Here is a 12,383-nt window from a genome sequence, read left to right on the forward strand (position 1 = left end):
CGTTTTTTAGTGCCGAAAAATCAATTAAAATCTACCGAATATTCATCGATGATTTGAAGCTCAGTCCGGAATGCCAGCATTTTATCGGCAAACTTTTTTGAACCTTCCGTGCGCAGTCTGTCAGCATCTTCTCGGTAGTAAGCATCTAAAGCTTCGCGGGAATATGTGCGGTATTGAATGGAATAGGTTACACCGCCCATATCCTCTTCAACCAACACTCGGGTTAATGTGGCTTTTTCAAATTTGCCCGTGCCCAATACTTGCGGAATGTGCTCTTTTATCCATTTTAGCCATTCGCCGTGAATGCTTTCGTCAATATTTACGGTTACGTTGTAAATTATCATAAAATTTCAATATTTAATTTGTAAATACTCTATAATGCAGTAGTTCCAAAAAGTCGTCACATCGAGCGGAGTCGAGATGTTTTATTACCTTCCGACTCCGCTCAAGGTGACAATATTAGTGAAATTTGAGAATATGTTTAAATTCTAAATCACAAGAATGAATATTTTTGGAATTTAGTTTTTGAGATTTGAAAATTAATTAATCGCATCGCCCCGAAGTGCCCTAAAACGTTTTCTGGCATCGACAAAATAAATACTATCAGCGTGGTTAAAAATAATGCTTTCGTAAAGCTGTTTGGCCTTTTCGGGTTGGCTTAATTTGTTCTCAAAAATTTTAGCCAAATGAAACAGGGCATCGTCCACCAAAATTCCATCACGGTAATTTTCAATAAGCACTTCGTAATTGGCTTTGGCTTTTTCAAATTCTTTTTTCAACTCGAACAATTGGGCTTGCTTGTATAATGCTTGAGCAATAATGGGTTCAGTTTTATGTTCGTTTAAAATGCCGTCGAGCAAGTTTATGGCTTCATTATTTTTGTTTTGGAAGGCCAGTAAATCAGCCTTTGCGTATTTTTTCAATGCCGTTTGAAGCGAATCTTCGTATTTGTTATCGGTTATTAGCAACTTTAAATCGAGTGCATCGTTGGCAATGAGTTGCGAGGTAGACGATTTTAATATTTTCAATTGCGACTCGGCCCATTTAAAATCGCCTTTGTAATAACTGGCTTTGGCCACCTTAAAGCGTGCTTCTTGCGAAATGGTACTGTTTTTTAAATTACGCTGGATTTGCGTATAGTAAATCAACGCCTGATTGAATTTTTCCTGAAGCACTAAAATATCGCCGAGTTCCAATTTAAGTTGCGCCTGTTCCATTTGCGACAAAGGTTCTTCCAAAAGGTTTTCCAAAAATGCACTGGCGGATTTAGGGTCGTCCATATAAAAGGCTAAAAAATGCGCATACGATATTTGCAAACTCAGCAGATTGGCTTCATTTCCAAAATCATTCAACAATTCCAAATATTGATTTTTAATCTGAGGATAATCTTTAGCCGAACTTTCCCCTATTTGAATCTGAAGCAAATGATAATGGGCATTGAGTTTCGTATCGGGGTTTTGTGCCGTTTCAATCAGGTAATTATAAATTTCTTTGGCGGTTTCGGGCTCGTCTTCATTTACGCAAATCGCTGCCAGTTCCTCAATGCGTTGCAAGCCGGCCTGCTCCCTGTTATAAATGGCTTTTTCCTGAATAAATGCTTTTTTATAGTCATTTTGTTGAATAAACAACCAACTGAGCAGCTCATTCCATAACACATCTGGCTGTTCCTGCATTTTTTTCAGTAGCATTTTTCGGAACAGAATATTGTTTTCGTTGTTGGCATCTTCAGATACAAACTCGTTTATATTACGTTTTACATCACTCAAAACAATAGGGTTCGACATGGCAAAATCCAGATAACTCCCAAACATTTTTTCAATCTGCCCTTGTTCACCGTAAACCTGTGCCAATTGCACGTTAAAATTATAATCGGGGTTTAGGGTCATGGCTTTTTCATAAGCTGTTGCTGCTTCTTCTAAAAGCGTATGGTTTTGAAATCCTCGGGCAACCGAAAATACATTCGACGGTCGCTCGTCAATCGATTGTAATGCCATATTGTAATTTACCTTAGCATTTTCCAAATCGCTTTTAAGCTGGTAATTATAACCCAGCTCTACATAAAACGCTGGATATTTTACCCGATCCATAAGCTGTACCAAAAAGCTTTCGGCTTCATCATATTGCTCCAACTGCTGGTGCGCACTTATAATTTGATTGATAACGTTAATATTGGACGGCGACTGGGCATAGACTTTTTTATACTCCAATAAGGCTTTTTCGAATTCACCGTTCTTAAAATATTCATTTGCAATTAGCTCATTTTGGGAGAAAACGCTTGTAGTTATGAAAAACAATATGATAAATAGAGGCCTCATGCGGTAAATATAACAAATGTGAATTTCAGTTTTAGATAAGACGGGATATTTTTGGCAGTTTTTGGAAATCTGAGTAACAAAAAATGCCCGGACAACAATCCGGGCACTAACCAACCAAAAATAATGTTCCATTAACTACTTGTTAATTAACTACTCGATTGGGGACAGCCATTATACTCCTGCTCTGCAAGACAGGCTATTTTTCTTATCAAGTAAATAAACAGGAAATATTTATTTGCTAACAATCGCTCTTGTTTCTCCTTCAGATTTAAATAGCTTAAAATCTGAAGACAAAACTTTTGTCGCGAAAAAAATGAGAGCAATTAATAAAACAATGCGTTTAACATTTTTCATAATCAGCAGGTTAATTAGATTTGGGAAGACGAACTTGGGAAATAAAATTTAAAAAAACAAGAAAATCGACAAAAAACACACCAAACAACATGTGTTTTGTGTATTTTGTCGATTATTTTAAATCAAACACCCTAAAAAAGAACGTTTTAACCTACATTTTAATCAATAATTTTGAAACCAGTGTACGGTTGTAAAACCTCAGGAATAACGATACCCGATTCGGTTTGGAAATTTTCCAAAATCCCGGCCAGTACGCGCGGCAATGCCAAAGAACTTCCGTTTAAGGTATGAGCCAATTCGTTTTTTCCATCGCTATTTTTAAATCGCAATTTTAAACGATTGGCCTGGAAAGTCTCAAAGTTAGACACCGATGAAATTTCCAGCCAACGGTCTTGCGCTGTTGAAAACACTTCAAAATCGTAAGTCAGTGCAGACGTAAACCCTAAGTCGCCACCACACAACCTTAAAATTCTGTAAGGTAATTTTAATTCTTCCAAAATGGTTTTTACATGCGCCACCATACCATCTAAAGCTTCATAAGATTTACTTGGGTGCTCTACACGTAAAATCTCCACCTTATCAAATTGGTGCAAACGGTTGAGTCCGCGAACGTGCGCCCCGTAACTTCCAGCCTCACGACGGAAACACGGTGTATAGCCCGTAATGCCAATAGGCAAATCGCTTTCATTTAAAACCACATCTCTAAAAATGTTGGTTCCAGGCACCTCGGCTGTTGGGATCAAATATAAATTATCGGCCGTTACTTGGTACATCTGCCCTTCTTTATCGGGCAACTGCCCGGTGCCAAAGCCAGAAGCTTCGTTCACTAAATGCGGCAATTGATATTCGGTATAACCAGCTGCAGTATTTTTATCCAGAAAATAAGCAATCAACGCGCGTTGTAATCGTGCTCCTTTTCCTTTGTAAACGGGAAATCCGGCACCTGTAATTTTATTGCCCAATTCGAAATCGATAATATCGTATTTTTTCGCCAATTCCCAGTGCGGCAATGCCCCTTGATGAAGTTTGGGGATATCGCCTGCACGAAAAACTTCTTCGTTATCGGCATCGGTACCGCCTTGTGGCACAATGTCGTTGGGCACATTGGGTATTTTATAAAGCAATTCGTTAAGCGCTTCGGCTTTTTGGTTTAAAGCTTCGGTCAATTCTTTCGAGGCCTCTTTCAACTGGCTCGTTTTATCCTTGAGCACATTGGCTTTTTGAACTTCGCCGGATTTGTACAAGTTTCCTATTTCTTTTGAAAGGGTGTTCGATTCGGCCAAAGTATTGTCCAACTCCGTTTGAAGACGCCTTCTGTCCTCATCAAAAGTAATGACACCGTTTATCATTTGCGTGGCATCAATGTTTCGTTTTGCCAACCGCTCTATCACTAAATCTTTGTTTTCTCTAATAAAGGGAACTTGTAACATGCAATGAAAATTTAAGCGACAAATTTAAGGAATTACTTCCTCAATTACCGCCGTTTTTGAAGGTAAAATCCAGTCGCTGTGTTTAAAGTGCTGCCATTCTACACTGGCCAAATCCACATCGGGATTTATCAAGGTTTTAAACGGCTTTCCGTTAACGCTAACTTTACTATTTACATAAACCGCAACATCTTTTCCTTCAGCTTTATACTTGTTTTTTAAATGTTGTGCAAATTGCCAAATCACATCGGGTTTGGTGCTGGCGGCCCGCTTTTGTTTTGGGGTAAGGTACTCACTTAAATTAATGTGTTCGCGCTTGCCGCTTTGCTTATCTTCAACCCAATAAGCAATTTGGGCTCCTTTGGTCCGAAGCATCATGCGCCAAGCCAATCGGTGGCCTTCTTCTGTCCATAACACATCATCCTCAAAAAAATGATGTCGCAACGGCAAAGCTATTTGGACGATAAAATAGATTGAAAAAACCGTTATCCATGCGTCTTTATACTTCGGAAGTTCAATTTCATTTCCTTCATAAAACGGTTTCTTTTTTAAGAATAACTTTTGAATGGTTTTCGGTTCAAAAAAGAACAATGTGAACGCCAAAGCCAGATACGGAAAGATACCAATTTGAAATACCGCCGAATTGAACAGATGAAAAAACACCGCAACCGCAAATGCATATTTTCGGGTGGGTTTGTACAATAGCAGTGGAACTATCAATCCGTCGAACAAAATGCCACCGTAAGCCATAATATAGTGCATCCATTTTTGTTGGAGCAAATCGCCCACCAAAAAATAGTTTTGCTTGTTTTTCATAAACACTTCAATAACCGTGGTATCCAACCAATCGGGATAAAACTTAGCCACCGAAGCATAAGTGTAAACAATAAAAAGTTGTAAAATAATCACCCAACGGCACCATTGCGGCATGGAAATATTTTTAATTTCTGGATGGCGTTTAGCATCGAGTGAAGCATAACGATGGGCTGGAAGACAAACCATAATGGCACTGACTAACATCAACAAATAATAATGGTTGTTGTACGACGACTTCTGCATTAAATACGTGGCCGACCACATCAACGTAAACGCCAACATACTAAATCGGTATTTATAGCCCAGCATAATGAACAAACCGAAAACGCCCATCAATACATAATAAATGTACATGCCGTTCCCCGGCAATGGCTGCAACCATTCAAAACCAATAAAGGAAAAGGTAAATTGCGGATCGATTAAGGTTGTTTTTACCCAGTCGGTAAAAATAGCTCCCACCGATTCTAAAAAACAAAGCAGTCCAAAAATAATTCGGAATACAATTAATGCCGAATTATCAATTCGCTTGAACAGCCCGTTATTACCCATTTTGGTTTGAAATAAAATGTAGTGCGGTTTGTTTATCGAGCGATAATTGTGCTTTTAGTGCTTCCACCGATTCGAATCGCTGCTCGTCACGGATGCGTTGCAACAAATCTACTTGGATGGTTTCGCCGTAAATATCGGCATCAAAATCAAAAAAGTGCACCTCTATGGTTTGTTGGCTGCCATTTACCGTGGGATTAGTACCAATATTCATCATTCCAAAAACCGTTTTATTGTTGATTTTTGAACTGACGATGTACGCTCCCTGTTTGGGAATAAGCTTATAGTCTTCGGGAATCTGAATGTTTGCCGTGGGGAAATTGAGTTGCCTTCCCAAACCTTTTCCCTTTGCCACCACTCCAGTTAACATAAACGGATAGCCCAAATAAGCATTTGCTTTGGCAATATCGCCTTCCTGCAGAGCTGTTCTAATTTTTGTGGAACTTACCGAAACATCATCAATATCTTGAGCCGAAATTTCTTCCACTTCAAAACCGTAGGTTTCACCAAACTGTTTTAAGTCGTTAATGTCGGCATTCCTGTTTCGTCCAAAACGATGATCGTAACCAATAATCACTCTTCGGGCGTGTAGTTTATCAACCAAAATTTGTTTTACAAAATCTTCGGCCGAAAGTCTTGAAAACTCCTGTGTAAACTCCTTTATAAGCAAGTAATCTAAACCTAAATCGTTTAAAATGCGGTGGCGCTCCTCAATAGTATTGATGAGTTTTATATTGGAATCTTTCTGCAGCACCATTCGAGGATGCGGAAAAAACGTAAGGATTACCGATTTTAAACCAAATTCCTCTCCCGTTTTTATAAGTCGCTTTATTATTTTTTGATGCCCAATGTGCACACCGTCAAAAGTACCGATGGTTACTACGGCACCTTCTTTGCCCAGGGCGTTTAAATTACTCTTCGTTTCCAAGCTATGAATTTTCTACAAAACTAGGTATAATCCCTTTTAAAACAAACTGAAAGCATTTATTGTAAACTGAAGGTTTCATTTATTTGGGTAACTACCTGCGGCACTTCGTCTATTTTAAAACTTAAATAAAGCTGAAAACTCCCATCATTCAATTTCTCAACTTTCAACAGGCCTTCCTTGATTTTATAGTACCCGGTTTCCCCCTTACAATAACACCATCGTGCAAAATAGAGTTTCTGATTTACCAAGTCTTTTGTTTCTATTTTTAAATCGTTTGGGTTCAGCTCTAAAAAAACTTCCTCTCTGTAACTGCCGTCTTCGAGTTTTTTATCGTGATTTTTACTGTACTCAAATTTTAAAACTAGTTTTTTACCTTCAACGGTTTCCAAAAACAAATCTCCCAATCCATCGGTTTTAATCGCTAATGATTTGTTCTGCAAAACTTTAAATGCACAAACGCCGTTTTCAGGACAAACAATTGAATTTAACTCACTATTCTTTTGGGTTACCGCTGTGTTTTCACTTTTACAGGAAAGTGTAAAAACAAGTAAAATAAGTAGGTACAAATGCTTCATAAACAAATATATGTATTTTAAAATGACGGATTATTTTTTGCAATTGATATTTATACAGAGTATTTTTAGCCAATTGTAACGCCCAAATCGCAATTGCCATGATAGCCCTCAACGGCCTTTTGGCAAGGATTGTCAACAATTTAAAAAGTAAATTGCCACAAAAATTTAACCGAATGAAACGTTTTTACTCAAAAACCGCCCTACAGTCTCTGTTTTTTTTCTGCCTTGTTTTTAATCTTGCAGCACAAAACCAAAATCCAATTTGGACAGCAATATCTTCTGAAAAAGCATCAAACGCAAAGAAACTGGCTAGAAAAACAGAGCCAAAAAAAGCACAGTTTTATCAATTGGATATTGAAAGTTTAAAAACGGTTTTGAGTAAAGCCCATAAAAACAAAACAAAAGCGGCGGAAAATATTCTGGTAAATTTCCCCAATAGCAATGGGAATTTGGAAACATTCCGCATCACCGAATCTTCTATTTTGGAAGCCGATTTCCAAGCGAAACATCCCGAAATTAGAACCTATATCGGGCAAAACGTTAACCATCCAGCCTCAACCATAACTTTTAGTTTAACATCGCAGGGACTGCACGCCATGACATTTGCCACAGATAATGGCGTACAGTTTATTGATCCGTATTCAAAAAGCACCAATCAATATATTGTTTACAATAAAGGCGACCTGCCTACTTTGAAAAAAGGATTTGAATGCCACTTGCCTGAAGATATTACCGTTGCCAGTAAATCGGAAAACCACTCTAAAGCTTTGGCTAATGCGAACGACAGCATGTTAAGAACGTTTCGATTGGCATTAGCATCTACCGTTGAATATTCCCAATACCATTGGGTAGCGGCCGGACTTAATGCCGGCGACAGCGAAGCCGACAAAAAAAATGCTGTGCTCAATGCCATGGTCGTGACGATGACACGAGTAAATGGCATTTTTCAGCGCGACCTGTCCGTAAAAATGGTTTTGGTGGACAATACCGATATTATCTTTATTAATACGGATAACATTACCAACAACCCTGATGATAATGAAGTACAAACTGTATTCAGTCAAATACAAACTTTAACAGACGACCTAATACAGCCTGCAAATTACGATATAGGCCATACTTTTATGACCGGTAATGGCGGTATTGTACAAATGTTAGGCTCAGTCTGTGTAAACGATGTAAAAGCGATGGGTTATACAGGCTCTCAAATTCCCGTGGGCGATGCTTATGACATTGACTACGTAGCCCACGAAATGGGACATCAATTTGGGGCGCCACATACTTTCAATGGTAACGCCGGAGGTTGTGGAAGTGGCAACCGAACAGCTAGCAATGCTTACGAACCCGGAAGCGGCAGTACCATTATGGGCTATGCCGGGCTATGTTCTTCACAAAATGTTCAATCAAACAGCGACGCATATTTCCATCAAAAAAGTATCCAAATGATGTGGGATAACATTACCACTGGCAGCAGTACCTGCGGCACACAAACCGCAACCGGAAATAACGCACCTATTGCCAATGCAGGTGCCGATTATACCATTCCTATTTCAACAGCATTCAAACTTACAGGAAATTCAACCGATCCAGACGGCACCAGTACCCACACTTACACTTGGGAGCAATACGACTTAGGCGCAGCAGGCGCTCCGGAAGAAACCAACGTTACGGGCCCGTTGTTTCGTTCTTTTGAAGGCACTACCGACCCCGTAAGATATTTTCCAGATTTTGAAGATTACCTCACCACAAACGGTTCAACCGATTGGGAAAAACTGCCTGCAGTTAACAGAACCATGCGTTTTGCTTTAACGGTAAGAGACAATGACGTTGTTGGCACTAACGGCGGCGGACAAACCGCTGTTGATTTTATGAACGTTACCGTAAACAGCACCGAACCTTTCACAGTTAGCAACCCCGTAAATTGGGCTCAAACCACCACAGAAACCATTAACTGGAATGTGGGGCAAACCGCTGATGTTGGCACTATTAATTGCCAGTTTGTAAACATCAAACTATCGACAGATGGCGGATTGACCTTCCCAACCACAATCGCGTCAAACACACCAAACGACGGCGAACATACTTTTACTGTTCCGTCTATTTCAGATACCAGTTCTGCAAGATTGCTTATTGAGGCTGCCGACAATATTTTTTATGATATTTCTGATTTTGATTTCAGTATTTCCGCCAACCCTGATTTCTTTATAGTTGAAGAAGAACTAACACCTGTAAATTGTGGTGACGATAGTGCGGTATTTACTTTTGATTACGTAATAGCCAACGGGTTTTCTGAAAATACTACGTTTAGTGCGTCCAACATTCCGGGCGGCGCCACCGCTACGTTTTCACCAACCAATTTGAGCAGCTCGGGCGCAGTCACATTGACCCTCGGAAACTTAGATGATGTATCCCAAGGCGATTACACGATTATTATCACAGGAACGGCCACTACGCAAACCAAAAATAAAAATGTGGACTTTCCTTTTTTCAATTCCATCTGCACCGCATCGGGCAGTTTGGAGTATCAAACCAGTACAACACGCGTTCAGTTCAATACTATTGATAATGCTTCTGCAAAATCTGCCTATTCAGATTTCACGAACATTTCAACCGATGTTAACCGAAACAGCAGTTACGATTTAACCGTAAACGCCAACACAGATGGCAACTTTACCGTTAGCACCAAAGTATGGATAGACTGGAACCAAAACTGTAGTTTTGACGACCCTGATGAAGAATACAATTTAGGAGATGCTACCGATGTTTCTGATGGACCAACGGGCAATTCACCGGTTTCAATAACCATTCCGAATAATGCCGTTCTTGGAAACACCATCATGCGTGTAGCCACCAAATATAAACAGGATGGGGCCCCAACTTCGTGTGAAAATGATTTTGACGGTGAAGTGGAAGATTATACCATAAACGTTGAAGCTGCATTGAGCATTCAAGAATTTGGGTTTGCCAATTTCAACGTTTTCCCCAATCCGAATCAAGGTGAATTCAACATCAAACTGAATAGCGCTTCAACTAGCAAAATAAATGTGGAAGTTTACGACGTTAGCGGACGCATGATTTATCAAAATCTTTATGAAGAAGGGGGCGATTTTAATGAAACCGTTTCATTAAAACATGCGCAATCGGGCATTTATCTTTTACGCGTGAGTGATGGATTAAGACGGGCTACTAAAAAGATTGTTGTTGATCGATAAAGTTTAGTTTAGCATCGTCTGTTCGAGTGATTTTGAGGAACGAAAAATTATATCGAGAACTTTTTTGTTTACTAAAATTCTAATTCTCGATACAAATTTCACTCATTTTTTCGTGAAATCCACTCGAATTGACGAATTTTATTAAAGTGTACATTCAAAAAAACAAAGAGGTTTTATTCCAATACTACTTTAGTGAAAATAACTATCAAAACTTGAAACCAACAATTTCAACAGAATTTCTTTTTACTATTTAAGGATTACTTCCCATTAAAAGCATTCATGGTATTATTGACCCCGGCCAACACAAATGATTTTATCAATTCGTTTGATTTTTCCAAGCGCTCTTTAAGTTTGCTGCTTTCCTCATCGGTCCATTCGCCCAACACGTAATCCACTTGTCGGCCTTTGCTAAAGGCATCGCTAATGCCAAATCTGAAGCGGTTGTATTTTACGGTATTGAGTTTATCTTGAATATCTTTCAACCCATTGTGGCCGCCATCGCTACCTTTGGTTTTTAATCGGATGCTCCCGAAAGGCAAGTTTAAATCGTCAGTAATCACCAAGAGGTTTTCCATCGGGATGTTTTCTTTGGTTAACCAATACAGCACCGCTTTTCCGCTTAAATTCATATAAGTATTGGGTTTCATAAATATAAACGTTCGCCCTTTTAATTTATAAGTAGCTACATCGCCCAGTTTTTGGGTTTCAAACGAAAAGCCTTCTTTATCGGCAAAATAATCCAACACCTTAAAACCGATATTGTGACGGGTGTTTTCATATTTTTCACCAATGTTCCCTAAACCAACTATTAAAAATTTCTTCATAACGTCCTGTTCTTCAACCTTTGTTTTCTTTGCAAATAACCCTTTTAAAAATGACCACATAAACATTCATTTTGGTTGCAAAAATAAAAAAGCATTCCGAATAAACCGGAATGCTCTTTGTTCTATAATTTGAATTTTAAAAAGGGGAGGTTTCCTTTTCTGTCTTTATAACTCCAACGCTTTTTTAACGTCGTTATCCATCAATAACTCGGTTGGATTTTCCAAAGCTTCTTTAACCGCTACCAAGAACCCAACACTTTCCTTACCGTCGATGATTCTATGGTCGTAAGAAAGCGCTACGTACATTATTGGGCGAATTTCAACCTTACCATCAACCGCTACTGGACGCTCAACAATGTTGTGCATACCTAAAATACCGCTTTGTGGTGGGTTGATAATTGGCGTTGACAACATACTACCGAATACACCACCGTTGGTGATGGTAAAAGTACCACCAGTCATTTCATCAACAGTGATTTGTCCGTCTCTGGCACGCAAAGCCAAACGCTTTACTTCAGATTCCACACCTCTAAAACTTAAGTTTTCGGCATTTCTGATTACAGGTACCATTAAACCTTTTGGTCCAGAAACGGCAATACTGATATCACAGAAATCGTAAGTAAGCATTTCTTTCCCATCAATCATGGAATTTACGGCTGGATACATTTTTAATGCCCTAACCACAGCCAAAGTGAAGAAACTCATAAACCCTAAACCAACACCGTGCTTGGATTTGAAAGTTTCTTTATATTCTGAACGCAATGCGAAAATAGGCGACATGTCTACCTCGTTAAAGGTCGTTAACATAGCCGTAGTGTTTTTGGCTTCCACCAAACGCTCGGCTACCTTACGGCGCAGCATTGACATTTTAGTACGTGAAGTTCCTCGGTTTCCACCAGTTGGTGTTCCCATAGACGGTACCGCTTTAACGGCATCATCTTTAGTTACCCTACCATCTTTACCTGTTCCGGTAACAGAAGCGGCATCCATACCTTTTTCGGCCAAAATCTTTTTTGCAGCTGGGCTCGCGCTACCAGTAGCATAAGTTTTGGTTTCGGCAGCAGGTGTTTTAGGCGCTTCAGCTTTTGGAGCTTCTTCCTTTTTCTCAGCCTTTGGAGCGTCGCCACCTTCTGGTTTTTCGGCAGCTGTGTCAATCAAACAAACCACTGCACCAACTGCAACGGCATCGCCTTCCTCTGCTTTAAAAGTAATGGTTCCACTGGCTTCGGCAGGCAATTCTAAAGTAGCCTTGTCGCTATCTACCTCTGCAATGGCTTGGTCTTTTTCAACATAATCTCCTTCTTCAACCAACCATGTTGCTATTTCAACTTCTGTGATGGATTCCCCTGGCGAGGGAACTTTCATTTCTAAAATCATTCTTTATAA

The 12,383-nt window shown here is 39.4% G+C and carries 9 protein-coding genes; 1 reads left to right on the forward strand and 8 read right to left on the reverse strand.

Translation table 11 applies throughout. The features are described 5' to 3' along the window. Nucleotides 1–20: 20 nt before the first annotated feature. From ABI125_14370 to ABI125_14395, 6 genes are all read right to left on the reverse strand, one after another. Entirely contained in the window at nucleotides 21–344 is a 324-nt protein-coding gene (locus tag ABI125_14370; protein ID XCF05889.1) for a DUF4286 family protein, read from the reverse strand. Nucleotides 345–539: 195 nt separating this feature from the next. Then, nucleotides 540–2,315 carry a tetratricopeptide repeat protein gene (locus tag ABI125_14375; GenBank protein XCF05890.1) on the reverse strand — a complete coding sequence of 592 codons (1,776 nt, stop codon included), beginning with the start codon at nucleotides 2,313–2,315 and terminating at the stop codon, nucleotides 540–542. Nucleotides 2,316–2,827: 512 nt separating this feature from the next. After that, complete coding sequence (gene serS, locus ABI125_14380; protein ID XCF05891.1) at nucleotides 2,828–4,099, reverse strand: serine--tRNA ligase; 1,272 nt, start codon at nucleotides 4,097–4,099, stop codon at nucleotides 2,828–2,830. Nucleotides 4,100–4,123: 24 nt separating this feature from the next. Next, nucleotides 4,124–5,461 carry an HTTM domain-containing protein gene (locus ABI125_14385; GenBank protein ID XCF05892.1) on the reverse strand — a complete coding sequence of 446 codons (1,338 nt, stop codon included), beginning with the start codon at nucleotides 5,459–5,461 and terminating at the stop codon, nucleotides 4,124–4,126. Beyond that, nucleotides 5,454–6,386 (reverse strand): bifunctional riboflavin kinase/FAD synthetase, encoded by a 933-nt coding sequence (locus ABI125_14390; GenBank protein XCF05893.1) that lies wholly within the window; start codon nucleotides 6,384–6,386, stop codon nucleotides 5,454–5,456. The genes ABI125_14385 and ABI125_14390 overlap by 8 nt, the downstream gene beginning before the upstream one ends. A 56-nt stretch (nucleotides 6,387–6,442) precedes the next feature. After that, entirely contained in the window at nucleotides 6,443–6,961 is a 519-nt protein-coding gene (locus tag ABI125_14395; GenBank protein ID XCF05894.1) for a hypothetical protein, read from the reverse strand. A 173-nt stretch (nucleotides 6,962–7,134) separates the two neighbouring features. Between ABI125_14395 and ABI125_14400 the strand changes: the two genes are divergently transcribed. After that, nucleotides 7,135–10,173 carry a reprolysin-like metallopeptidase gene (locus ABI125_14400; protein XCF05895.1) on the forward strand — a complete coding sequence of 1,013 codons (3,039 nt, stop codon included), beginning with the start codon at nucleotides 7,135–7,137 and terminating at the stop codon, nucleotides 10,171–10,173. A gap of 257 nt (nucleotides 10,174–10,430) precedes the next feature. Here the strand turns inward: ABI125_14400 and pth are convergent, their stop codons facing one another. Together pth and odhB are read right to left on the reverse strand one after the other, a co-directional pair. Beyond that, nucleotides 10,431–11,057, reverse strand: a complete 627-nt coding sequence (gene pth / locus ABI125_14405) for an aminoacyl-tRNA hydrolase (protein ID XCF05896.1) — start codon at nucleotides 11,055–11,057, stop codon at nucleotides 10,431–10,433. Between the two features lie 105 nt (nucleotides 11,058–11,162). Beyond that, nucleotides 11,163–12,374 (reverse strand): 2-oxoglutarate dehydrogenase complex dihydrolipoyllysine-residue succinyltransferase, encoded by a 1,212-nt coding sequence (gene odhB / locus ABI125_14410; protein ID XCF05897.1) that lies wholly within the window; start codon nucleotides 12,372–12,374, stop codon nucleotides 11,163–11,165. Nucleotides 12,375–12,383: the final 9 nt, after the last annotated feature.

The organism is Tamlana crocina (assembly GCA_040429635.1).
GTDB lineage: Bacteria > Bacteroidota > Bacteroidia > Flavobacteriales > Flavobacteriaceae > Flavisericum > Flavisericum crocinum.

Coding starts and splice junctions, on each gene's coding strand:
- ABI125_14370 (XCF05889.1), bottom strand. CDS start 344: ATGATAATTTACAACGTAACCGTAAATATTGACGAAAGCATTCACGGC.
- ABI125_14375 (XCF05890.1), bottom strand. CDS start 2,315: ATGAGGCCTCTATTTATCATATTGTTTTTCATAACTACAAGCGTTTTC.
- serS (XCF05891.1), bottom strand. CDS start 4,099: ATGTTACAAGTTCCCTTTATTAGAGAAAACAAAGATTTAGTGATAGAG.
- ABI125_14385 (XCF05892.1), bottom strand. CDS start 5,461: ATGGGTAATAACGGGCTGTTCAAGCGAATTGATAATTCGGCATTAATT.
- ABI125_14395 (XCF05894.1), bottom strand. CDS start 6,961: ATGAAGCATTTGTACCTACTTATTTTACTTGTTTTTACACTTTCCTGT.
- ABI125_14400 (XCF05895.1), top strand. CDS start 7,135: ATGAAACGTTTTTACTCAAAAACCGCCCTACAGTCTCTGTTTTTTTTC.
- pth (XCF05896.1), bottom strand. CDS start 11,057: ATGTGGTCATTTTTAAAAGGGTTATTTGCAAAGAAAACAAAGGTTGAA.
- odhB (XCF05897.1), bottom strand. CDS start 12,374: ATGATTTTAGAAATGAAAGTTCCCTCGCCAGGGGAATCCATCACAGAA.